The organism is Syntrophomonas palmitatica JCM 14374, assembly GCF_001311885.1.
Classification (GTDB): Bacteria; Bacillota; Syntrophomonadia; order Syntrophomonadales; family Syntrophomonadaceae; genus Syntrophomonas_A; species Syntrophomonas_A palmitatica.
In genome coordinates this window covers 39,637-62,324 of record NZ_BBCE01000005.1, presented here as the reverse complement: position 1 = coordinate 62,324, position 22,688 = coordinate 39,637, and the positions used below count along the sequence as shown (strand labels likewise).

Genomic DNA, 22,688 nt, shown 5'->3' with positions numbered 1-22,688 from the left:
TATCCTTTGGTAATTTATTTAAAATTAATGGTTAAGGCATTATTGCTAAACGTTAAGCTGCCGGATTCCGCATCTCCATTAATTTCATTGAGAACTAATGTTTTAATCATGTTAATATAACGATTGGTTAAATCATAATAATTGCCTTCGTAATACAACCAGGCTCGGGGATCCTCATTTTTTTTGCTAAAAGCGTACATAACTCCCGCTTGAAAAAAACTCATAAACCTTTCCAACATAGGTATGACTACTATTTTATACAATTGGCTATCTTGCAAATTGTCATTCTTTTGTCGTATCGTTTTAAGCTGATCATATAGGCGGTTGCTCTTAAGCCCTTTGTCAATCATTGCTTTAAGTTTGTCAAGTTCCTGTTTCTTTTCTTGATTAATATCTAATAAGCGATTTAATTCCTCCAACATATGATTTAGGAACAATTCAGCTGAAGGTCTTTTAACATTATCGGCAGCATCCAATTCCATTAAAGCACTCTCGATAATTGCCGTTACATCATTGTCATAAGGCAAAATATAGCGGTCCAATACATCTCGCAAGCGCATATTTTCAACTCCTGGTATACCTAACCCCGCTTCTGAAGCATTAATTAATTTATTAGTGCTTTTTATAGCCTGGTTTAATAGTTCCATATCCCTCTGTAAAGCCAGGAACGGTGTGTCCGTATATACTGTTTCCCCATTAATGTCCTTGGCCTCCACTAGTCTTGCCGAAACAGCATCGTCTATAGAGTTTTCTTCCTCATCCGCGTGAGTACGATGCCCATAATAACACATATCCTGACCAACTAGAATGATAGGATTACAACCCAACTTAACCGCGAAATATATGGCGGTTGATGATACCGAGGCAAAGTCGCTTATCAGCTCTTGCGGAATTTCATTATGTTCATGATAATAGCGGGCAATATTTTCAGTATTTAATAGCATTCTTAGAATACGATTGGGAAAAACTTCATAAACTTTGGGATTTAAACGGTAAGAACCGATTAAAATTTTTATATTGCTGTCTTCAAACAAATCAGCTTCCTCTTTATCGGAGTCCATGGCCATGCCTAAATGTGCCTTAATATCACGATTCTTGCATATTTTCGCCCCTGTACCCGGAGCAATTATTAAGGCTTTTTCTTTAATTTCCCGTAACTCTTCCACGCGTTTTTCCAAAGAAGGTCCTGCGGACACAATAATTGCTGGAACTCCGGCAAAACGATTATGGAAAATGGACGAACTATCATCATTGCGGCCGATGGATTTTATCTGGTTTTGCGTCCAATCCCTGATAAAATGGTCAATTGTTGCCGTACTGGTCATCAAAACCCTTTTTTCATTTATAAACAAGCGAGACATTTCCTGAAATATATCTTCAAATAAACTCCGATACGATAAATGAAACAAGATATTAATATTCCTCGACAACATAACCTGCCCCATTAACTGGGGAATAATTTCCAAAGGGTTTGTAAAAAGATTCAGGGAAACGCTTTTCATTTTGAGCAATTCGCTGATGTCTCTCTTCTCTAGCAGTTTTCTGAATATATTATTATATGGCTCCAGCACTATCACAGTTTGGTATTTTACGCGGTGTTGACGAATATAGTCCAGGCAATAACCCAAACCCAGACCAAAAATTATTATAGTTTGATTGGGATCATCGCTTATTCCCTTAAACATTTGTTCCATCTCGCGTTCAATGTTATAGCTGCTGTGGAGGAAACAATTACATGACGCCTTACTTATACGCAGATTGCCATTTGCCTCATCTGTAATATTCATATCCGGGCAATAAAAATCTCTTAATATCACCCTTTGGTAAAATTCAGGATAATATTTCTTCAGAAGATTACTGTTTCTTACCCAAAAATCCATACAATCGATACCTCAATTTTTATTTCCTAAGCCAAATATGGGCTTCAATTCATATTCCAAAATATCCGCAAGCAAAAGATAGTCCATGTTCTGCATGGCTTCCAAACTGTTTTTCATCAGGCGATTATATGTTTGTACCTGATATATATCATTAATATTGATAGCCTGTTTCTCAATAAGTTCATTAAAAAAGTCCACCACTTGCAGCGGTATATCCTGAACTTCATAAGAATATATGGTTTCATAAATCCTGTTTAACATTTCATTCAGGTTCACTGTCTAAACCCCTTTTTTAAAAAGATTTCTCAGCCTGATATTATTTACATCGTTTTTCTTAACAAAAAAATTCACTTGTATTTAGCCAGGATAATCACAAATTCTTCATAAATTATCACGATATCTCTAAATATCAATGATTCAGGTTAGGTCAAAAAAAATAAAAAAACAGGTTTTAATTTTTTCCTTACTATTTTCTGTATATAAAAATTGTAGCGGAGAAATATTCTCCGCTACAATTGATAAATTTACCTGAATGATTATCTGAGCAGCTGCAATACTGTCTGCGGCATTTGGTTGGCCTGGGCCAGCATGGCTGTAGCAGCCTGCTGCAGGATATTGTAACGAGTGAAGTTCATCATCTCTTTGGCCATGTCGACATCGCGGATACGGGATTCGGATGCGCTCAGGTTTTCAGAGGTTACATTCAGGTTATTAATGGTATGTTCTAACCTGTTTTGAATGGCGCCGAGCTTAGCTCTTTCGGTTGATACCCGGTTAATAGCGATATCCAGTTTCCCAATAGCTATATTGGCCTGTTCGTTGCTGGTCACCAGGATGTTGTTCACGCCCAGAGCACGAGAACTCATATCGCCGATGCCTACGCCGATATCCTGTTTCTGATTAGCGCCAATATGGAATACAGTGGTGTTGTCAGAAATGTGGATAAAGGTGGAGCTGGCAGTAGCTAAGCCAGACATTACAAACTTCTTGTTGGTATTGTCCCAGGTAACCCTTACTCCGGTATTAGAGGCAAATTGTACGTCAACATCCTTGTGGACTACGCCAATAAGGTTGTTGCCGGAAATTTGTACGTCTTTAGCCAGAAGAACCTGACTGTGAGCCTCATATACGCTGACTTTGAACTGGGTCTCGGTAGCCTTCTGAATTGTCTGCAAACTGAAAGCTCTGAGTATGGGATCATCAGCAATAAACGTGATTTTGCCGTCATTGCCGGAGATTGAGGAACGAACAACCATGGTTCCTGGAACTACCTGGAGACCTGAGGTCAGAACACCCCATGGATCGTAGCTTACGAAGCTCTTGGGATCAACCGAGGAATCAACTACATACTTCTGGTCAAGCCCGTTATAGATGGCATTGTTTAGTTTGTCGGTTACGTTCTGTATGGTATCGGTGTCGTAAAGGGTTATATAAGTTTTCTTTCCATCGCCCTGCACCAGGTTAATGGTCTGGGGATTCTGTAATATAAAGTTTCCGGAACTATCCCAGAACTCCTGGATATCATAGAGCTTGGTAGTAGCCAGGGCAATTTCTCCTACACGTTCAATCTTAGTGGCCTGGAAACCGGTTTGACTCAAAGAGGCCGCGAGCCCGGTTCCTAACCCGGAGAAGCTGGCGCTGGCATTTTCCAGTCTCATATCCATAAAATAGCTTACATTGACACCGCTCATGCCGCTGCCTGTATCAGCCAGTTTCAGCGCCATAATGCCGTCATATACTTGTTGTACTGTAGTTTGCATTATACCGCTCTGAGCTGTGCCACTGGCGCCCTGTATCAAGGTTACGCTGATAATAGCGGTTCCGCCGGTCACTGAACCGGATACCGCAAAGGTAGCAGCTCCTGCCGTATCAATCGCGAAATCAATCTGTACACCGGTCAGTAATACTCCGCTGGGACCGGTAAAATTCTGCTGGACCGCAAAGGACAAACCGCTGGCGCCATTTCCGGTTAAAGCGGTATATGCTGATGTTCCGCCGCTTACCGTAACTGTCTCGTGTTTTATCCTCATGATATCAGTTTTTTGAATTTCTCCGTCACCAGGTGTGGCGGTAATTTTCAGTTCATAGTTGCCGCCGCCGGGAGCCTTCTGCCCGAACTGGTCAAGCTGGCGCAGACCGTCACGCATGAAAACACGGGTGGAAATAAGGTCAGTAGAGGTCAAAGCCGAGCTGGTGCCATCCAAAAGGTTCTTGGTGTTGAACTGGGTGGTTCCGGCAATACGGTCGATTTCAGAAGTTAACTGGTCGATTTCCTTCTGAATCTGAGTGCGGTCCTGCGAGGTGTAGGTGCCGTTGGCCGCCTGTACCGCCAGTTCACGCATACGCTGCAGGATGGCGTGAGTCTCATTCAGAGCGCCTTCAGCCGTCTGAATGAAAGAAATGCCGTCCATGGCGTTACGGCTGGCCTGGTCCAGACCTCTGATCTGGGATCTCATCTTCTCAGATATGGCCAGTCCGGCGGCATCGTCAGCCGCGCGGTTGATGCGCAGGCCGGAGGACAGTTTCTCCAGAGCCTTGGCCATGCCTGATTGTTGATGATCAGTTTGTTATAGGTATTCAGAGCTGGTATGTTGTGGTTAATAATCATTAAATCTACCTCCTTGTAATTTAAGCTCCCGCTTCCCTGCGGGGCCATTTATTTGCTACGCCGGGGCCGCCGAGTCGTTTAGTATCGACCTTTAGACTAAACACCTCCTCCCCACTTTTTAAGAACAAGAAATTTCTTATTCTATTCTGAAAGCGGCGGGAGCCATTAGGGTAGCTAGGTTTTTTATCGTTATCGAGCAAAAATAAATTCAACTCCGAAAAGGCTGATAATTGCTGTTTTTTATCGTGAATATTCACTAAATCTTTTCATTTCATTGATTATGGCTAGTTCGCAAAAAAATAAGAGACGGCTTTTACCGTCTCATTTCATTTATACGTTGCTTTGTTACAAACCGTTTAACTGGAACTGTTGCTGCTCTGCCCTAATTGCTGCGACAACCAGGCACTCTGTGCATTGGCCTTCTGTATGGCTTTTTCCATAGCGGTAAACTGGGCATAGTAACGATCCTCAAGTTTTTTCAGGCGTTCTTGCTGTTCCGAAACGCTTTCCTCAAGACGAAGTATAGCCTGGCTTATATAACTGTTATCATACAGCACATCCCCGGAACCGGCTTTGCTGTTTATAAGACTGATATCCTTGGTCAGGGCATCATAGGTTAATAACCCGATGCCAACATTATACGTCTTCTGACTCTGTGTGCCATCTGCGTTTTCAACCAGCAACGTCTGGGTCATGTTAAATAACTTCATAACACCGCTGGCATCGTTTTGCAGGGCCGCTCGCAGGGTAGATTCAGTTATGGTCACTTTTCCGTTGTCATTGCTGGCACTGCTGTATGAGGTGGTTTCTAGACCAATGGAACTCAGGCTCCGGTAAGTCAAGTAATTAACGTTATCACCGGATAATATATTGGTAGCCGGGCGAATTATCCCCGCATTCACTCCCAATTTCAGTGTGTCTTTTAAGAATAAATCGCCGTCACTGACTATTTCGAGGCTGGCGTTTTGCGTATTATCGACTGTTGCCAGGCTGAATGTATTGCTGGCGGTGGAATAAACTGCTGTTATACCGCTCGCAGATGTATCGGCGTTTATGGCATTAACCACGTCATTCATACTTTGAGCGGCGGTATCAAAGCTGTAATTACGTGTCACTCCATCGGTCCCTTTGAGGGAAAAACTTTTGGTTCCGGTAATGCCAAACTGGGAAGCCAATGTAGCGGCATATGAGTTTATTGCCGATTTGCTGGTGAGAGTGACTCCCGACTTTATAACGATATTCTCATTATTTTTCATTATGCCGTTAAATACCATTCTAAGATTGCTAGCCAGTGATTGCAGTATATATTCTTGTTTCATTAATCCCTTTTTTGCCTGGGCTTCCCATTTGGTTATCTGGGTTTCAGTCATTTCTTCTCTCTGGGCGTCTGTAAGCGGCAAATACTTGTAAGTGTGATTGGTCTTATCATAGGCTCGGCTTTCATGCAATTTGGTATTTATATTCTCCATCACCGCATTGTAGGCTTCAACAAACTTGGTGATTTTTTGGACGGCGGTGTCAATATCGTTGCTTACAGTCACCGCCGCGGTTTGACCGGCTTGAAGCAGGGTAAAGTTTATGCCGTTAAGCGTAAACTGGTTAGACTCGAATTCTATACCGGCAGCCCCTTCAAAATCTATCGAAGCATTGGTTCCCGTATATGAGCCCACATCCATACCCAGCTGCAAAGTAGTCTTAATAAATGAATCGCCATCAGCCACCAGGTTAATTACAGCTTCTTCGCCCTTATCAGCCGTAGCGAGCACAAAACGGTTTCCATCGGAAGAATATCCGGCAGTTATGCCGCTGGTTGAGGCATTGGCATTTATAGCATTTACCACATCATTCAGGTTCCTGGCGGTAGTGTCAAAGCTGTAAACCTTGTCGACACCATCTTTGCCTCTTAAGGTAAAACTAATTGTACCGGTGATTCCGAACTGCTCTGCCAGGGTAGTCTTATATTCAGGCAGTTGTGTGGTGCTAATGCGGTTGACTCCGGAATAAAGAGAATTTACCTTGACAATATACGTTCCGTTGCTGGCTTCGGATGTTGCGGTGGCTTTTAAAACACTTTCATTACTGCTGGTGGTTGTCTTGCCTGTAAAGGTGGAAGGCAGTTTCAGGTCTGATATGGTATTGCGTAAAGCCAACAGCTTCAGGTTAGTTTCCCGGTAGCTCTCCTGCTGCCATTCCAATATCTGAATCTTCTGTTTATCTTTGTCGATCTTGGCTTGTTGGGAGGACACCATCTTTTTTACAATGCTGTCTATGTCCATACCGCTGGCCAATCCGCTTATTCTCGTTGCCATTTTGCTTCCCTCCTTGACATTACGGTAAAACCCTTATTGTTTGTCGGGTTTGTTGTAGTCCAGCAAACCGGGCAGATTATCTTTTAATCGTGTCAGGTTTTCCATGGCTTTGCGGTTTTCTGCCTGAATTTCTTCGTAAATTTCGCCGCGAAATATTTTGATCTCTGATGGCGCTGTAATCCCTATTCTTACTACATCACCCTGTATGTCTATAATATCGATTGCAATATTATCCCCGACTACAATTTTTTGTCCTTTTTTGCGGCTTAAAACCAGCATAGGCTAGCGTCCTTCCCCGGCACTGGCGGCCAGGTTTTGTTCCCGGCTTTTAGCGAATAACATGTGCCGTGTAGAATACTTTGATTTAGCGGGAACATACTGCATGCCTTTTCTGTTGTCAGGGTCAATTATTATGGGAGCCATAAGGTTGGTTGTTGCCAGTTTAAAATCATCGGGTAATGTTACCACGGTGTAAACAAACAAACGGTTTTCTGATTCCAGGTTTAATTTTGCTAATTCCTCATCAGGTATGGATACTTCATAATCGGTAAAGAAAGCGAAAGGATCGGCCAGAAGCAGGCATAATTCTTTATTGTCGACCGCCTGCAGGTAATAAAAAGGTCCAGCTTCTCCCATGGGCAGCAGTATAAATCTCTTTTCCTCCTCGAATGCAGGTATGCCTTCAGGAAAATCAATAATGAATTGTTCTTCAACCTCTATTTCCCCTAATAAAACGGTATCTATTTTCATAGGTTTGCTCCCTTCGAGGATTATTACGCGACCAGGTTAACCACATTACCGGCAAACTCAAATCTGATAAAATTCTTTTGCCGCAAATAAATTTCGACTTTGCCCCAATCTAAATTACTCTGGACATTTCCGGACAGCAGGCGCAGGTTTATCTCTCCGGGCTGATATTCCCCCTGCACGGGATAGGTCTCAAAGCTAATTTTAGGCGGCTGCTGGGGTACGGCTTTGGCGTCAAAGTTCTTATAGTTTCTTGTGCGGCTGACAGCCAGATCCCCTAAAGACGAGCCTTTAATCCTTGCCAGCTCATCGCCTTCAGAGCTTCTTTGGGCTAAGGCCGAATAAAAATCTGACCAGGCTTGCCCCACCAGGTAGTCGGTTAATGTTTCCGGAGACCTGAGCCCGGCATCGGCAAAACACTGGCGCTGGTCTATGTGTATTTTAGGCCGCGGTGAAACCAGGCTCAGCTCAGCCGGTTTTGATTCTATCTCAATCCTGGGCAGTGTGCTGCGCAGATTGAGCCGCGGTTCTTTAATATTCAGCCCAATCTGGGCAAATTGCTGATGAATCTTCACCAACAGCACAGTTGTTCACCCCTTAACTATCAGATCAACGCAGAAAATCCATCAGGGTTGGCTGTATAATCCGGGCACCCGCCGCCAGCGACGAATTAAAAACATTTTCCTGCATCTTTAATTCCATTATTACCTTGGCCTGATCGGCATCTTCCGTCTTAGACAGGAGATCAGTGAGCGACTCTTCAGCGTATTTAAGGCGGTTTTCCTGCAGGTCCAGACGGTTGATTCTAGCCCCTACGGTAGAACGGTAGTATAATAACTCCTTCAGCCTGGAGTCTATGCCTACCAGCTTGTTGCCTACCTGCGGCAGACGCCCGGTGTCTATTGTACCGGCCAATTCTTCCACAAAGCCGAAGAGCCCCTCCTCATAATCAAATTTGGCGGCTACATTGGGAGGTGTATTGGCAGTACCCAGGGTGTTGGTTTTAAAAGTCATGGTTCCGTCCTGCACAACCCCGGTTTCCTGATCCATGGTAAAAAACTTTATATCCCTGGTTCTGTTGTCCATGGTCCCCGGGGCAAAGGTAAAGGTATGAGAACCGTTGCCCACCAGTTTACCATCGATATTTTTAAAATTATAATCAATTTCTATTCTCTGCGCATTGTTTCCGACTGCAGGCACAGCAGCCCCAAAGGATAAGACCGTTTTGTCTCCTGCTTGTAAAGCAGGCGTTCTCATATCAATTCCGCCCAGGGCTTTGGTCCCGCCATTCCAAACCACTAAATTATCAGTAAAAGCAGGATCAATGTCGGCGCCATTTATGTGAAAGATTTCCCGGTCATCAGGCGGCCCCGCATTAATACCCGCCTCTACGTTAATCTTATAATTCATTAAATTTATTTCCCGGTGGTTGCCGTTAGGGGTATATATATGTCCCTTAATATTGGCTGTAACGTAGGACGTCCCGTAATACTGCCAGTTAGTGCCGTCAAAAGTAGCGGTGCCGGGAATAAATTCATTGCCGGCCTCATCATACAGCTTGCCCATTGCCCCGCTGTTATTCCAGGTAAGAGTATCTCCTGTCACCGCTGTCGGTGTTGGCGGGGGGCCAGGGTCAGCAGTATTAAAGGTAATCCTTATATTTCCCTTGCCATCATTGCTGTAAACCGCTCCGTTTAAATGACCGGCGCCGGTACTGGTATAAGTAAAATTTGCGGTTAAATCTACATTGTCGCCTATCGGAACCAGCGAACCATCAGCGGATCTATAATACAGGGGTTTATCGATGGCGAAGAAACCTCCCCCCGCATTACTGCCCTCTTGCAGAATAAAATGAGGAGCCTGATCTACTTTCGTGACTTCTACCACCAGCGACCCGCTATAGGCAGAATCAGTAGTTCCAACCGCCGTACCTACCCTCAGTGTAGCCGGGGTGCTGGCATTCTCATAAAAGAAACTTTTGTTTCTGGGTACGGCTCTGAGGTAGCTCTGCGCTTCATTGATAGTAGAATTAACATAGTTGCCCAGTTCGGTGCGCAGCGTGTATTCCCCTTCTTTTAGGTTCTGGGCGGAGATATTGCTTATGCCTGAGGCGGCCTCAATCTTTTTTGATGATTCAATCTCCCCATAAAAAAGCCCTTCATCTCGGCTACGTTGAGTGAAGTTCTTACTCCAACCCCTATCTCTACTTCAAGCGAATCTTCATTGCCGTACCACATGCCGTTTTCATATGGAATCTCCGTAACATTGGTGCCTCCGAAAATATATTTGCTGCCATAAGTAGTGTTGGCTATTATCTTAAGCTGGTCTTTAAGCTCGTTAATTTCCTTGGCAATAGCGTTATGAGCATCGGGATCATTGGTGCCGGTAGCGGCTTTTACGGTAAGTTCACGTATTTTTTGAATTATCTCATTGATGTTGTTCATAGCGGAATCGGTGGTTTGCATAAAACTGGTGGCTTCATTTATATTGGCCAGGTACTGCTCTCCTTCTTTTAAAGTGGTGCGCAGCCGCAAGGATGTAACCGTACCTGAGGGATTATCAGAAGGACGGTTAAGAATACGGCCGGTTGACAAATATTTCTGGTATTCGGCCAATCGTATCATATTATAATTCAAGTCTCGTTTAAGGTTGTTAACCATCATTCCATTGGTAATGCGCATAAAAACCCTCCAAAGAATCCATAATCAAGTTATATTTTAGCCACGGCCCACCAGGCCCATGCGGTTTACTACCAGATCTATCTGTTCGTCAATGGTGGTGATAAAACGAGCTCCGGCCGAATAGACATGCTGGTATTTAATCATATTGGTCATTTCCTCATCCATGGAAACCCCCGAAATCGATTGACGCTTGGTTTCCAGTTCATTTAAAACCATTTCCTGGTTCTTGACCATGCGCTGGGCCTCCTGGCTGTTGACACCAATTCCGGCGGTAACCGTACGCCAGAAATCATCGGTAGTGGCCTGTTCAACCATAAACGTTTCCATAGCGGCCGGATCATAATAGGAAAGATAAGCGGCAATGCCGGTATTAGTTAAAACCCCGGTAGTAATATCAATATAACCGTTGTATGACTGGCCGTAGTATTCGCTTAATGCGTTTGCGTTGATAGTATAGAAATGCATGGATTTGGCTGTTTGCCCATTTAATGCTAAAGAATCAAAAACAAAACGCTGGCAGCAGGCTCCGGGATCAGCTGCGGTGCCGGCATGATCGTCGTAATCATAGGCTATATCAAGCTGCTGGTCGCCCACAGCCGCGGCGGCAGTCAGGTTCAAAACCGCCTTGTCGCCCACCCTGAGGTTCCTGATATCGCTGGTTGAAAGCCCGGTAATATCCAGGTCTAATGATCCGATGTCATTTACAGTCGTATTATATGGCCCCCCGAAAACCAGGGTAAAGCTGCCCTCGCGGTAATTATAGGTACCGTCTTTGGCGTATTCATGCGAGGTGTATTTATATGTTACCAGGTTGGTGGTATAATCCACCGCAGCCACTTCAAGCTGGATTGAAGCATTGACATCAGCAGGTGTAGTACCGTTAACCTGAAACTGCGCCCGGTCGAATATGCCGCTGGCCCCCAAACGCAGGTATTGCTGTACGGGCCTTATAACACTGGTGCTAGCTGCTGCTGCAGAATTGGCAGTAATACAATATTCACCATTCTGCAATTTTGTGGCCGCCAGATCATTTATGCCAGTGTTGTTCAAAATAACCTCCAATGAGGTCCGGCTGGTGGAATAGAATACCAGCTCAGTGCTGTTGCCGCTGCCAGTACCTTCGCACTTAACCTTAACCGGCATTTCCTTCTTGTCAAGTTCCGCTTGCAGTTTTTCCACTATTTCTCTCATGTCTTTAAAATTCGCCGGGGGATCAAGGGTGATAGTCTGTACCCCGCTTCCGGCATCAATATTAAAAACCAGCGGATCATGCGATAGTGGGTCTGCCGGATCGAAAACTATCTTTAGTCCTTCCGTCTTAACTTTATATTGCTGGACATTCAGATCATGTTTTAACTCGGATATGCTCAGGGCATTTTTCCCATCACCGAAATTAATCCGTTTGTCCTCTCCGTTAGCGTCCTTTTCCCAGGTCCGGTGCTGGGCTGCGGCAATATTTTTCACATCGTTTAATATTGTGGGGTTGACAGTCATTATTTCGGCCCAGTTTTCGAATTCATCCGGATCAGTGCCGGGCATTACGAAAAAATCCGTGCCGTCAGGATTCGCCCCGCGATTATTAAGGCTGTAGCCTCCCCGGTGAACTTCATTTATCTTTACTATGAGGGTTTTGGCCAGGGTATTCAGATCTCGAATCATGTTAGGGATAATTTCTTTATATGGAGAAGGTTCGCTTTCATCGATTAAATCCGTTTTGCCTCTGGCATCCAAAAGTCCTCTTAATTCGCCGCTTTTAAACTGAGCTGCAACCTGAGTATCCTTCCAAACCACCATATACATACCATTGTCGTCACTGACAGTATCTAAGGAGTTGGTATCAACCCCCCTCACCAGCATGCGGTTTCCCAGCTGCACTTCTATCATGTTATTTGCCTGGTCATATACTTTAACATCTGCTAACTGGCTCAACTGGTCTATCAGCAGATCACGCTTATCTAAAAGGTCATTGGGCTGTTTTCCGGATATACTGATAGCTAATATCTGTTTATTAAGATCAGCTATGTTCAAAGCTATGGTGTTGACTTCGCTGACTTTTATTTTTATTGAAGCATTAACATCGTCCCGCAGGTCAACCAGTTGCTTATATGTATGCCTGAAGGTTTCAGCTAACGCCGCACCCCTTTGGGCTACTACGCCTCTATCCGACTGGCTTTCGGCGTTTTTGGAAAGATCCTGCCATGACTGCCAAAACTTATCCATCACTGACCTCAAGCCGTTATCCGAAGGTTCATTTACCACCACTTCCAATTTGGCAAGGGTATCTTCCATCTGTTTCCAGTAGCCTGCTACCTTATTTTCATCTCTGATTTGACTGTCAAGGAAAGAATCCCTCATTCTTTGTATTTTAGCGATATCGACTCCGGTGCCGAATTGACCTAGTCTATTGCCATTGATTAATACCGGGGCATGATAGGGATTCGTAGTCACAATGTCCGGCACCTGCAGCGAGTAACCCGGCGTGCTGGCATTGGCGGTGTTGTGCCCGGTAATATTCAGCGCCGCCTGGCTCATTATTATTGAACGTTTTCCTATTTCAATTCCAAAAAAACCCGACATGCAAAATCACTCCAAACTTTGTAATAAACGCAGAAAACGCGGATCATTAAAGTTTTAGCAACCTATTATCTTCTCTGTTAAATGATTGTATAAGAATTCCTTATCCGTGATAATCATCGAATTCCGCGTCCTTTGCATTCATTTTAATGCGTGTCGATTACACCTTTCTATCCAGCATATTGCGAGGACTGCGGGAGCAGCTTCATCTATTTTGCTGCCATTATCTGAGTACACCCCTGCTGAGTCGCCGGTTATCATGCTTTCCATCATGGCGATGAAGTCCAGGGAATGTTCCAGCAGATCATGGTTATGAGAATTAATGGCCTTCAGCCGCGTGAGATTGTAATCAAGGCGTTCTATGGCTTCCTGCATGGGTTTGTAAAGATCCTCGTGCTTGCCTGACAAGCGTTTCAGCAATTCAGTAGCCACTAACTCTTCAGGCTTCATCCCCCAGGCGACAGATAATTCCTGCTGCAATTTAAAACGGGCACCTTCCTGTTTATCCAGATTAGATAAAACGATGCCCTCCTTCTGTATTAATTTATCCAGTTCTTTTACTTCACCCAGAATGATCAACTGGCGTTTTTTATCCCCAATTTCTACCAGGCTGTCAAGTAAATCATTCTCCCGGTTGAGCATCTCAATAAAGGTTTTTAACCTGTTTTCCACCCGGTTCACCGCTTTCTTAGATCCCTGCCGCTAAATAAGACGGTCGAGAATGGCTGTGTCTATAATTTTTTCTGCTACCTCGTCATCTGATACGGTGTAGGTTCCAGCAAAGATTTTTTCCTGGAGATGCGCAACCAGTTCAGGCCGCAGGTCTTCTGCCTGTTTTGCCGCTAAGACCGCCTTCTGCGTTATTTTGCTTTCCCGCGACAAGGCCAGCTCATCATTTTTTATGCTTTTATTTGCTGCCGGTTTCACCCCGGACGTATTGGCTGATGATTTGCCATATATTTTCAGGATGTTTTGGAGTTGTGTCCTGGATACAAACATTACATATCCACCTCGTAATTTACATATTCTCTTTGATATTTTCGCAGAAAACAGAAAGAGGCTTAACGCCTCAAATTAGAGATTATTCGTTTATTTCTTGTTCTTGCTCTGTTTTTCTTTCATATCCTTAATATTTGACTTAAGGATTTCTTTTAGGGGGAGCTTTTGATTCATTAATCTATATCAAATCCCTTTATAACGCATTATTCCTTTTTGATGTGCATGCCGTCACTATTACGCCCCAGGCGAGGCGGTTTATTTTCCGGCGGTTCAGGCCGCTGAGCCTGTGGAATAGCTGATTTAAGCTGAATATCCAAAATGGCTTTACAGGCTTCGCAATATCTGCCTGCCCTAATCGATTTTCCGCAGCGTTCACAGGTAATAACTTCCGTGAACCCGCTGGAAATCAAGCGGCCATCTCGCAGGTATTGCAATATCTTTTCCTCTTCTACTCCGGTCTCTTCGGATACTTCAACTACGCTGGCCCGCGGGTGGTCGCGCACGTACCGGCGTACCAGGCATAATCGTCATCCTCAGACTCCAAACACTTCTGGCAAATGTTTCTTCCCTGGTAAGCAAAAACCCTCCCACACTTCGGGCAATTTCTGAGATTAACTCCCATCCTTCATCCCCCCTGCACTAAAAACCTTTGCCTGTGGCCCAGGTAACTACTGATACCCTGGCGGCGCCCGCCTCCAGGAGCGTCCGGGTGCATTCCCGAACGGTTGATCCGGTAGTGTAAACATCGTCCACCAGTAATATATTCTTTCGATAAATTTTCTTTTTGTCCTTTACAGAAAAGGCAAATAATAAATTTTTTTCTCGCTCTTCACGGGTTAATTCACGCTGCGCCGGGGTTTCTTTTATTCTTTTTAATATACGCGCATCCATTTTCAGGTTTAATTCCTTGCATAACTGCCGGGCCAGTTCTTCCGTCTGGTTAAATCCCCGCTGCTGCAAATGCGCCCAGGAAACCGGCACCGGAATCACCAGATCAATCGGCCAGAAGCGCGGTTCGTTTTTAACCACTCCCGCCATCATATGACCCATTTTGACCGCCAGGTGACGGCGGCCCAGGAACTTAAGAACCTTTACGGCAATCCGATATGGTTCGTCATAAGGCCCCACCGCCCGGCCAATAAAAAACAGGGGCGGGTTCTGCTGACAATCCACGCACAGGCCTTCTCCCTTTTCCAGGTATTTGCCGCATTTATCGCAGACGGGCAGACAACCCTGCCTTGACATTAAACTCTGGTAGCATTCCTCGCACCAGGGATGGCGGGTATTATATCTTCCCTCCTTGCGGCACAGGCAGCAGGCCTGCTGCGGAAATAACACATCCATTAAAAAATTTAACATTTTTGCGGACCCCTTAAATATAAACACGGTTGTCCCCATCCTGTAACCGCGGACAGAGAACCTGCATAATTTTCTATTTGTAAATATAATGTAAAACTCAATATCTCAGATATTATAACACATTATAAATAAAACCAATTATTACTGCAAAAAGCCGCTCTAAATTTATAAATTTTGCGGGTTAAGACTGCAATAGCCAACCGAAGGATTTTGCCGAAGCAGGTTTCTGATCAAAAGATGATTAAAACGATTACGGGGACGACTTAAATCATAAATCACCAACCTGTCCTTTGGCCCCAGGCGGGCCATGCTGCGCCGCAGCTCAGCTTCTAATTCATCTTCATCATTTATATATAAAGGCACTTCCACATAATTTTTTGACCGGGCCTTTTTGCCGCCTTTTATTAAGGCCCTCATAATAATCAGCCAAATGATACAGCAAACTGCCTTGAGAAAAATCAACATAAATCAACCCCCTCCCGCATGTTAATATATAATATGCCGGAAAGAGTTCTGTTGAGTACCTGTTTGGAGTCTATTTATAAAAGGCTGTTTAAATGGCAGAAAAGGTATAATAATATTAAACCATATTCTGACGGGTGGCAGTTATCTTGCGTGAGGAACTAAGTTTTTCATACGGAGAAGGAAGATATAAGATCTTTGTTACGGCGGTTATCACCGCTGACGGGGTATCGGCAACCATTACCGGCGGCGATAAACCCCATGTGGGGGGTATGGCTATGAGTATTCCCCGTCCCGGCGGGACAAGCGGGAAAACCGCCTGCGACACCTGGATCATACCTGTCCCCGGTCATAAGGATCATGAGGTGGCGTCTCAGGCTTCCAGGCTTATTTGCCTGCAAACCGGAATGACTGCCGCCGTAACGGCGGGTATTCATATAGACCAGGCCCGCCCGGAGGAAATAGCCCTGGTCGTACAGAATTGCCACAAGGCTGCGGAGCTGCTATGCCATAAAGTGTCAAGGGGACAGTGTCAAGGGGACGGTTCTCTTGACACCCTTTGATAATTTTGCGTGAGGTGTCAAGAGAACCGTCCCCTTGACACCCTTTAAGGAGATTTATATGCATAAGAATTTACGAAGCTTTATAGACCAGCTCAAAAAAGAGAAAGAAATTATTGAGGTTAATGCGGAAGTTGACCCATACCTGGAACTGGCGGAAATACACCGCCGCATAGTCGATGAAGGCGGACCGGCTCTGCTGTTTACCCGGGTCAAAGGCAGCCGTTTTCCTGCCGCCACCAACCTGTTTGGAACTGTGCGCCGGGTTGAAATGGCCATAGGTCCAAAACCGGAGGAAACCATAAACCGCGCGGTTAAAGCCCTGGACAAGCTTATGCCCCCCAGCTTGAAAGCACTTTGGGGGGAACGTGACTGGCTTTTCAGCCTGGCCAAAGTCGGTCAGCGTGACATCGCTAAAAACAAGGCCCCCGTACTGGCCAGGCGGATGCCTAAAGTAAACCTGCATGAACTGCCGGTCCTGACAAGCTGGCAGGAAGACGGCGGGCCTTTTTTCACCCTGCCCCTGGTTTATACTGAACACCCCTTAAAAAAAGAACATAACCTGGGCATGTACCGCCTCCAGGTCTTTTCCGAAAATCAGACCGGCATGCACTGGCAGATCCATAAAGGCGGCGGCTTCCATTATTACGAGGCGGAAAAGCAGGGCCAATCTTTACCGGTTACCGTTTTTCTGGGAGGTCCGCCCGCTCTGGTCATAGCGGCTATTACCGCCCTGCCCGAACCTGTGCCGGAACTTCTTTATGCCTCTTTCCTCAGCGGAGACAAGATTGATATGGTGGAAGTGGAAAACCACCCGCATAAGCTTATCGCCGAGGCTGAGTTCGCATTATGCGGTGAGGTTCCCCCGCACGTGCGCAAACCCGAAGGGCCTTTTGGCGATCATTACGGTTACTACTCCCTGGTTCATGACTTTCCGGTTTTTAATATCAAACAGGTCTATCATCGCCGTGATGCCATCTATCCCGCGACTATCGTCGCAAACCGCGCCAGGAAGACTATTACATCGGAGAATGGATGCAGGAACTAATTTCTCCGTTATTCCCGCTGCTGATGCCGGGACTGAAATCACTGTGGAGCTATGCGGAAACAGGTTTTCACAGTCTCAGCGGTGCCATCGTCAGGGAAAGTTATCACCGGGAAGCCCTGGCCCACGCCTTCCGCATCCTGGGGGAAGGACAGCTAAGCCTGACTAAGGTTCTGCTGCTGACGGACGTAGATTTAGACCTGAAGGATTTTCCGCGCCTGCTGGAAACTATTTTGCAGCGCTTCAATCCCGCCCGGGATTTGATAATAATAAACGATACCGCAATGGATACCCTGGATTACACCGGGCGCAAATTCAACCAGGGAAGCAAAGCTGTTATGCTGGGACTGGGAAATCCTATCCGTGACTTGCCGCGAGGGTATATAGGGGAATCATTGCCGGGCATTACCCGGGTGAAGCCATACTGCGGGGGATGTTTGCTGATTTCTGGAACAGATTATACAAGCGCGCCCGAATTAGGAAACGAAATAATTCAGCAGAATCTGACCTCCTTGCGGGAATGGCCCCTGGTGATTCTCGTTGATAACGCTGACAGTATAATCGACCAAACCAGTTTCCTGTGGACGGTTTTCACCCGTTTTGACCCAGCGTTTGACATCTATGCCGCCCACCGGTACATCACAATAAGATCGAATATGAAGGCCCGATTCTGATTGATGCCCGTATGAAACCGGAATATCCTGCCGACCTGGTACCCCGCAAAGATATTGCAGAGCGGGTTTCGAGACGCTGGAGCACATTATTCTAAGGGGTGTCAAGGTGTCAAGAGAACCGTCCCCTTGACACCTGACACCCAGTCCCCTTGACACCCCTTTGACACCTTATTAGTCATCGCTTACTATTTGGTTTTTCAGAGCATATACCGCCGCCTGGGTGCGGTCCTTGACTGATAACTTCTTAAAAATACTGGTGAGATGGTTTTTTACCGTTTTTTCACTTATGAACATAATATCTGCCATCTCTTTGTTGGTATTCCCTCTCACCAGCAGCTGCAGGACATCTTTTTCCCGGCGCGTCAGGCGCAGGTCTTCCTTTTTCTTGTCATTCCTGGCCAGCTCCCTCACCAAGCGATTGGCCACGCGGGGGTGTATCACCACTTCTCCCTGCATAACTCTATGTATAGTATCGATGAGATCGCTGCCGGCCACATCTTTCAAAACATATGCTGAGACCCCGGCTCTGACCATCTCCACCACCTCTTCGTCCTCGTAGATGGTTAGAGCCACGACATGCGTATGAGGACATTCCTTTTTGATGACCCGGGTGGCAACAATCCCGTCTGTCCCCGGCATATTAACATCCATTAAGACCACATCGGGCTTTTCCCGGCGGGCGATATTGATAGCCCCCTGCCCATCTCCCACCTCGGTAATAATCTGGATGTTTTCGTCCAGTTCCAGCAATTTGCGCAGTCCTTCCCTAACCAAGGCATGATCATCAGCTATTAAGACCCTTATTTTTTCCATTTGCTGCCTCCCCTTCTAACGGCACTCTAACAATAACCTGGGTTCCTGACCCCGCAGATGAAATTATTTCTAATTCCCCTCCCAGAAGCTTGACCCGTTCCATCATTCCTAAAATCCCATAGCTATCCTTATTGCCGCGCACCTTTTCCAAATCAAACCCTTCGCCCTCATCCTTAATAACCAGAGTCAGATAAGACCCATTATCCTCCATCTTTACCACGGCCCGGTTCAGACCGGAATGCTTCCTGACATTGGTGACAGCTTCCTGAACCAACCGGAACAGAGCAATTTCCAAAGCGCGGTCGTATCTGGTGCGGTTGCCCATCACGATAAAATCTATATTAAAGTTGTACTTGGCTTCGTAATCATTTAAATAGTCTCGTAAGGTAGCGCTGAAATCATCTTCGTTAAAAAGCGAAGGTTTAAGATCATACATGATGCGGCGGATATCCGCCAGGGTTTCCTTACCCATGCTTTTTACATTATCGATTTCCGCGTAAACATTCCTGGTATCTTCTTCTCGTAACTGCTGAATCAAATCCAGGCGTATTATCATACTGGCCATACTCTGCGCCGGTCCGTCATGCAGGTCTCTGGCTATCCTCCTGCGTTCCGCCTCCTGGGATTCAATTATCCACATTTCCATTCTTTTACGGCGCATTGATTCTTCAAGGCTTTCATTTATTTTTTCGACATTTCCCCGCAATATCTTTAATGCCATAGCGGTTGAATCCAGAAAGTGATCCGCCCGTTTCTGTATGTCTCTGAACTTCTTATACTGCTTTGACAACTGATCGCGCTGGCGGCGCAGATATAATTCGTTCTGCCTGGATTCCACCAGTAAAACCTGAAACTCCGCCGCCTTGTCATAGGCTTCCTTAATGGTGATTTCCGTGTTGGAGCGGAAATTGCGGCTGACATCCATTAAGCGTATACGGGCAAAACGTTCCAATTGCTCATACTTGCCTACTTCCGCGATAGCCTGAGATATCTTGTTATTTAATTCCTTTAACTCCAGATCAAGGTTCAATATCTGCTGGCTGCATTCCTGCGCAATATCGAAAATATCGCCCCGCCCCTGTTCCAGTATCTACGACTTCAGCTAAAATGCGGTCCAACCGTTCCATTTGTTCAGGCTGCTCATCCAACTTCGCCATTATCTAATCCCCATAGCCTCCATCAATTCTTGTTGTATTTGCGACAGCTGCTTCTCACCCCCGGCTTCCGCGTAAAGACGGAAAAGAGGCTCCGTTCCTGAAGCACGCACCAGTGCCCAGCTGCCATCTTCCAGCAAAATTCTCAGCCCTTCCAAGCGGTCCAGGGCCTCAACCCTCACTCCGGCCAGGACCATGGGATTAAATTCCCGCAGCCTTTCACTGACCATGGTTTGCTCCTCCGGGCGCACCCTGATATCCAGTCTCTGGCTTTGCGCGGTTCCAAACTGCTTTGCCAGTTCTTCATATAACTGACCCAGGCTCAACCCGGAAAAAGCCGCAATTTCCGCTGCCAGCAGGCACGCCAGGATGCCATCCTTCTCTGGAATATGGCCCGCTACGCTCAAGCCCCCGCTTTCCTCTCCGCCCATGATACAGCCCTTTTCCCGCAAAGCAGCCCCGATATACTTAAATCCCACCGGGGTCTCTATTAATTCCAGTCCATTTTTATAGGCTATACGGTCAAGCAGGTGAGTGGTAGCGATGCTCCTGCATACCGGTCCGCGATAAGTTCTGGTTTTCAGTAGATGCGCCAGTAATACCGGCATAAAACAATTAGCGCTGATGAAAGCGCCGTCTTTATCTATAATACCGAAACGATCAGCGTCACCATCCAGGGCCAGGCCCAGGTCAGCCTGGTAAGAAGCCACCGCCCGCTTTAACGCTGACAATTCAGCATCCACCGGTTCGGGGAGCTGCCCCCAAACAAACAGTCCCGGTAGTTGTTAATTGTACGAACTTCACAGCCTAATCCGCTAAGTATCCTGTCCAGAAACCCTATACCGGCGCCGAACATAGGATCCACCACAACCTTAATCTTCTTCCCCTTGAAAAAATCAGGCATAATAACCCGCATAAGCTGCGCGGAATATTCATTCTCCATCTCGATTACCTCAAAAAGTCCGAGACGCGAAGCTTCATTAAGGTCTAACTCATAGACTTTTCCCCCGTCTGCTATGCGCTGCAGCTCTTCTTCTATGAGATCTGTTACCTCCGGCAAGGCCGGCCCGGCATATTGGGGAATAAATTTTATGCCCTGGTATTGGGGTGGATTGTGGCTGGCGGTAATCATAACGGCTCCGCCCGCGTCTTTATTGCGGACCGCATAAGCGGTCTGGGGAGTAGGGCTGGCCTTCTTTAAAAGATAGACCTTTATTCCGTTTCCCGCCACTACCCGCGCGCATTCCGCCGCAAAATCCTCGGATAAAAACCGGTTATCGTACCCGATCACCAAACCGCGCTTATTTAAGTTTTGACTGTTCATATAACTGGCAATGGCCTGAGCCACCACACGGCAGTTGGCAAAGGTAAAATCCCGTGCTATCTCAGCCCTCCAGCCATCCGTACCAAACTTAATCTGCAACATAAACAGCCTCCAAAGCTAATTATGAATTAGTAATTATTAATTTTGAATTAAGCATGAAAAGCTATCGTTTTTCATCTCAGTACGTCATAATTCGTTACCACCAATTTATTAATGAATAAAAGAAAACTGGTTTTCTTTACCTAAATTTAAAATTTATAATTCATAATTAATAATTCTTTACCTTCCCATGGCGCCGATGCGGGAATACAAAAAACTAGTAATTTCCTTAACTATGCGCACGGCCCGCCTTGCCGTCCCCGTAAGTTAATGGCCCGGGCCATTTTATCGTACTCTTCCTTATCGGTCAATAATAAGCGGGCCTCCCGGTAAACCCGTTCCCGGTTGGTCCCTACCAATTTTACCGTTCCCGCCTGCAACGCTTCCGGGCGTTCGGTAGTATCCCGCAGGACCAGAACCGGTTTGCCCAGTGAAGGCGCCTCCTCCTGCATCCCGCCCGAATCAGTCAGAACCAGGTAACAAGCATTCATCAAATGCGCGAAGGGTTCATAATCGAGCGGTTCCAGAAGATGAAAACCTTTACGCTGTCCCAGCATCTCCTGAGCCGCATCTCTGACCACCGGGTTCCTGTGTACCGGGAAGACCACTTCCACATCAGGAAACTCATCTGTCAGGTCAATCAAGGCCTGGTAAATCTGGCGCATGGGACTGCCCCAATTTTCCCGGCGGTGGGTGGTAACCAGCAGGAGCCTTTTGTTAAAATCTATAGCGCTGAACTCCGGACCGAATTTATAATCCGGTTTTATGGTTTGCAGCAAGGCATCTATTACGGTGTTGCCGGTAACCCAGATTTTAAACATGGCGGTAGCTTCCATGATCAGGTTTTCACGGGCCGTATCCGTAGGAGCGAAATGCATCTCCGCCAGTTTGGCCGTCAAGGTGCGATTCATTTCCTCAGGAAAAGGCGAAAACTTGTTGCGGGTGCGCAGACCGGCCTCCACATGTCCCACAGGAATCCGCAGGTAAAACGCTGCCAGGGCCGCGGCAAAAGTGGTGGTAGTATCTCCATGCACCAGGACCAGATCGGGCGCTTCCTGTTCCATAATGTCTTTTAAGCCTTGCAAGACCCCGGTAGTAATGGAAAAAAGGTCCTGTTCATGTTTCATAAGGTCGAGATCATAATCCGGTTTGAGGTTGAAAAGTTCCAGAACCTGGTCAAGCATTTCGCGGTGCTGGGCAGTGACTGCCAGTATAGTGTTTATATCTTTAACTTTATATAATTCGTTGACCACCGGGGCCATTTTTATGGCCTCGGGCCGGGTGCCGAATACTACCATTACTTTTCCTAAACGCACCTGTAATCCTCCATAAACATTACACATTTCAGCATTATATTTCGCCAGTACACGCAGTATTCCTCTTTTGCCAGAAAAATATAA

22 protein-coding genes and 3 pseudogenes are annotated in these 22,688 nt (G+C 46.0%); 3 read left to right on the top strand and 22 right to left on the bottom strand.

Going from position 1 to position 22,688, the window contains the following annotated elements:
* Positions 1–14 precede the first annotated feature (14 nt).
* From JCM14374_RS04105 to JCM14374_RS04035, 16 genes and pseudogenes are all read right to left on the bottom strand, one after another.
* Positions 15–1,880, bottom strand: coding sequence for a motility associated factor glycosyltransferase family protein (locus JCM14374_RS04105; protein WP_054693843.1), 1,866 nt, complete (start codon positions 1,878–1,880; stop codon positions 15–17).
* 12 nt (positions 1,881–1,892) lie between these two features.
* Positions 1,893–2,156 (bottom strand): DUF8042 domain-containing protein, encoded by a 264-nt coding sequence (locus JCM14374_RS04100; RefSeq protein ID WP_054693841.1) that lies wholly within the window; start codon positions 2,154–2,156, stop codon positions 1,893–1,895.
* Between the two features lie 260 nt (positions 2,157–2,416).
* Positions 2,417–2,668, bottom strand: a pseudogene (locus JCM14374_RS14445) (flagellin); the annotation flags it as partial.
* Between the two features lie 1,380 nt (positions 2,669–4,048).
* Positions 4,049–4,488 (bottom strand): annotated as a pseudogene (locus tag JCM14374_RS13990) (flagellin N-terminal helical domain-containing protein); the annotation flags it as partial.
* Positions 4,489–4,844: 356 nt separating this feature from the next.
* A complete protein-coding gene (gene fliD, locus JCM14374_RS04090; protein ID WP_054693835.1) occupies positions 4,845–6,797 on the bottom strand; it encodes a flagellar filament capping protein FliD in 1,953 nt (650 codons plus the stop codon).
* Between the two features lie 33 nt (positions 6,798–6,830).
* Positions 6,831–7,076: a carbon storage regulator CsrA gene (gene csrA / locus JCM14374_RS04085; RefSeq protein WP_054693832.1), complete on the bottom strand. Its 246-nt coding sequence runs from the start codon at positions 7,074–7,076 to the stop codon at positions 6,831–6,833.
* A 3-nt stretch (positions 7,077–7,079) separates the two neighbouring features.
* Positions 7,080–7,547: a flagellar assembly protein FliW gene (fliW, locus tag JCM14374_RS04080; RefSeq protein WP_054693828.1), complete on the bottom strand. Its 468-nt coding sequence runs from the start codon at positions 7,545–7,547 to the stop codon at positions 7,080–7,082.
* A 23-nt stretch (positions 7,548–7,570) separates the two neighbouring features.
* Positions 7,571–8,128 carry a DUF6470 family protein gene (locus tag JCM14374_RS04075; protein WP_054693825.1) on the bottom strand — a complete coding sequence of 186 codons (558 nt, stop codon included), beginning with the start codon at positions 8,126–8,128 and terminating at the stop codon, positions 7,571–7,573.
* A gap of 25 nt (positions 8,129–8,153) precedes the next feature.
* Positions 8,154–9,431: a flagellin gene (locus JCM14374_RS04070; protein ID WP_054693822.1), complete on the bottom strand. Its 1,278-nt coding sequence runs from the start codon at positions 9,429–9,431 to the stop codon at positions 8,154–8,156.
* Positions 9,432–9,643: 212 nt separating this feature from the next.
* Complete coding sequence (gene flgL / locus JCM14374_RS04065; protein WP_054693819.1) at positions 9,644–10,225, bottom strand: flagellar hook-associated protein FlgL; 582 nt, start codon at positions 10,223–10,225, stop codon at positions 9,644–9,646.
* 36 nt (positions 10,226–10,261) lie between these two features.
* On the bottom strand, positions 10,262–12,802 hold the full coding sequence (flgK, locus tag JCM14374_RS04060) for a flagellar hook-associated protein FlgK (RefSeq protein WP_054693815.1): 2,541 nt from the start codon (positions 12,800–12,802) through the stop codon (positions 10,262–10,264).
* Positions 12,803–12,940: 138 nt separating this feature from the next.
* On the bottom strand, positions 12,941–13,471 hold the full coding sequence (locus JCM14374_RS04055) for a flagellar protein FlgN (RefSeq protein ID WP_157048947.1): 531 nt from the start codon (positions 13,469–13,471) through the stop codon (positions 12,941–12,943).
* A gap of 30 nt (positions 13,472–13,501) precedes the next feature.
* A complete protein-coding gene (locus JCM14374_RS04050) occupies positions 13,502–13,798 on the bottom strand; it encodes a flagellar biosynthesis anti-sigma factor FlgM (protein ID WP_054693809.1) in 297 nt (98 codons plus the stop codon).
* A gap of 203 nt (positions 13,799–14,001) precedes the next feature.
* Positions 14,002–14,301 (bottom strand): hypothetical protein, encoded by a 300-nt coding sequence (locus tag JCM14374_RS04045; protein WP_054693806.1) that lies wholly within the window; start codon positions 14,299–14,301, stop codon positions 14,002–14,004.
* A gap of 136 nt (positions 14,302–14,437) precedes the next feature.
* Complete coding sequence (locus JCM14374_RS04040; RefSeq protein ID WP_054693803.1) at positions 14,438–15,157, bottom strand: ComFC family protein; 720 nt, start codon at positions 15,155–15,157, stop codon at positions 14,438–14,440.
* A gap of 165 nt (positions 15,158–15,322) precedes the next feature.
* Positions 15,323–15,622 carry a hypothetical protein gene (locus JCM14374_RS04035; RefSeq protein ID WP_054693799.1) on the bottom strand — a complete coding sequence of 100 codons (300 nt, stop codon included), beginning with the start codon at positions 15,620–15,622 and terminating at the stop codon, positions 15,323–15,325.
* Between the two features lie 134 nt (positions 15,623–15,756).
* Here JCM14374_RS04035 and lpdD point away from each other — a divergent pair, with 134 nt between their 5' ends.
* The 3 genes from lpdD to JCM14374_RS15625 are packed head-to-tail and all read left to right on the top strand — an operon-like array spanning position 15,757 to position 17,898.
* Positions 15,757–16,182 (top strand): prenylated flavin chaperone LpdD, encoded by a 426-nt coding sequence (gene lpdD / locus JCM14374_RS04030; RefSeq protein WP_157048946.1) that lies wholly within the window; start codon positions 15,757–15,759, stop codon positions 16,180–16,182.
* Between the two features lie 58 nt (positions 16,183–16,240).
* Positions 16,241–17,227 carry a UbiD family decarboxylase gene (locus tag JCM14374_RS15630; RefSeq protein WP_369397294.1) on the top strand — a complete coding sequence of 329 codons (987 nt, stop codon included), beginning with the start codon at positions 16,241–16,243 and terminating at the stop codon, positions 17,225–17,227.
* Entirely contained in the window at positions 17,215–17,898 is a 684-nt protein-coding gene (locus tag JCM14374_RS15625) for a hypothetical protein (protein WP_369397293.1), read from the top strand. Before JCM14374_RS15630 ends, JCM14374_RS15625 begins: the two co-directional genes overlap by 13 nt.
* A gap of 171 nt (positions 17,899–18,069) precedes the next feature.
* On the opposite strand, the gene JCM14374_RS04020 is transcribed toward JCM14374_RS15625, so the two are convergent.
* The 6 genes and pseudogenes from JCM14374_RS04020 to wecB form a co-directional block, all read right to left on the bottom strand.
* Entirely contained in the window at positions 18,070–18,711 is a 642-nt protein-coding gene (locus JCM14374_RS04020) for a response regulator (protein ID WP_054693793.1), read from the bottom strand.
* Positions 18,683–19,741 (bottom strand): sensor histidine kinase, encoded by a 1,059-nt coding sequence (locus tag JCM14374_RS04015; protein ID WP_054693790.1) that lies wholly within the window; start codon positions 19,739–19,741, stop codon positions 18,683–18,685. The genes JCM14374_RS04020 and JCM14374_RS04015 overlap by 29 nt, the downstream gene beginning before the upstream one ends.
* Complete coding sequence (locus JCM14374_RS13380; protein ID WP_157048945.1) at positions 19,731–19,868, bottom strand: hypothetical protein; 138 nt, start codon at positions 19,866–19,868, stop codon at positions 19,731–19,733. Before JCM14374_RS13380 ends, JCM14374_RS04015 begins: the two co-directional genes overlap by 11 nt.
* A complete protein-coding gene (locus tag JCM14374_RS16040) occupies positions 19,868–20,596 on the bottom strand; it encodes a phosphohexomutase domain-containing protein (protein WP_500797389.1) in 729 nt (242 codons plus the stop codon). Before JCM14374_RS16040 ends, JCM14374_RS13380 begins: the two co-directional genes overlap by 1 nt.
* Positions 20,584–21,291: a phosphohexomutase domain-containing protein gene (locus JCM14374_RS04010; RefSeq protein WP_500797388.1), complete on the bottom strand. Its 708-nt coding sequence runs from the start codon at positions 21,289–21,291 to the stop codon at positions 20,584–20,586. Before JCM14374_RS04010 ends, JCM14374_RS16040 begins: the two co-directional genes overlap by 13 nt.
* A 177-nt stretch (positions 21,292–21,468) precedes the next feature.
* Positions 21,469–22,631 (bottom strand): annotated as a pseudogene (wecB, locus tag JCM14374_RS04005) (non-hydrolyzing UDP-N-acetylglucosamine 2-epimerase).
* Positions 22,632–22,688: the final 57 nt, after the last annotated feature.

Excerpts from the sequence above, each read along its gene's own strand:
- JCM14374_RS13380 (WP_157048945.1), bottom strand. The coding sequence starts at position 19,868 with ATGGCGAAGTTGGATGAGCAGCCTGAACAAATGGAACGGTTGGACCGC.
- flgL (WP_054693819.1), bottom strand. The coding sequence starts at position 10,225 with ATGCGCATTACCAATGGAATGATGGTTAACAACCTTAAACGAGACTTG.
- JCM14374_RS04050 (WP_054693809.1), bottom strand. The coding sequence starts at position 13,798 with ATGTTTGTATCCAGGACACAACTCCAAAACATCCTGAAAATATATGGC.
- fliD (WP_054693835.1), bottom strand. The coding sequence starts at position 6,797 with ATGGCAACGAGAATAAGCGGATTGGCCAGCGGTATGGACATAGACAGC.
- csrA (WP_054693832.1), bottom strand. The coding sequence starts at position 7,076 with ATGCTGGTTTTAAGCCGCAAAAAAGGACAAAAAATTGTAGTCGGGGAT.
- flgK (WP_054693815.1), bottom strand. The coding sequence starts at position 12,802 with ATGTCGGGTTTTTTTGGAATTGAAATAGGAAAACGTTCAATAATAATG.
- JCM14374_RS04035 (WP_054693799.1), bottom strand. The coding sequence starts at position 15,622 with ATGTTGATTTTTCTCAAGGCAGTTTGCTGTATCATTTGGCTGATTATT.
- JCM14374_RS04010 (WP_500797388.1), bottom strand. The coding sequence starts at position 21,291 with ATGTTGCAGATTAAGTTTGGTACGGATGGCTGGAGGGCTGAGATAGCA.
- JCM14374_RS15630 (WP_369397294.1), top strand. The coding sequence starts at position 16,241 with ATGCATAAGAATTTACGAAGCTTTATAGACCAGCTCAAAAAAGAGAAA.
- JCM14374_RS04020 (WP_054693793.1), bottom strand. The coding sequence starts at position 18,711 with ATGGAAAAAATAAGGGTCTTAATAGCTGATGATCATGCCTTGGTTAGG.
- JCM14374_RS04040 (WP_054693803.1), bottom strand. The coding sequence starts at position 15,157 with ATGTTAAATTTTTTAATGGATGTGTTATTTCCGCAGCAGGCCTGCTGC.
- JCM14374_RS15625 (WP_369397293.1), top strand. The coding sequence starts at position 17,215 with ATGCAGGAACTAATTTCTCCGTTATTCCCGCTGCTGATGCCGGGACTG.
- fliW (WP_054693828.1), bottom strand. The coding sequence starts at position 7,547 with ATGAAAATAGATACCGTTTTATTAGGGGAAATAGAGGTTGAAGAACAA.
- JCM14374_RS04105 (WP_054693843.1), bottom strand. The coding sequence starts at position 1,880 with ATGGATTTTTGGGTAAGAAACAGTAATCTTCTGAAGAAATATTATCCT.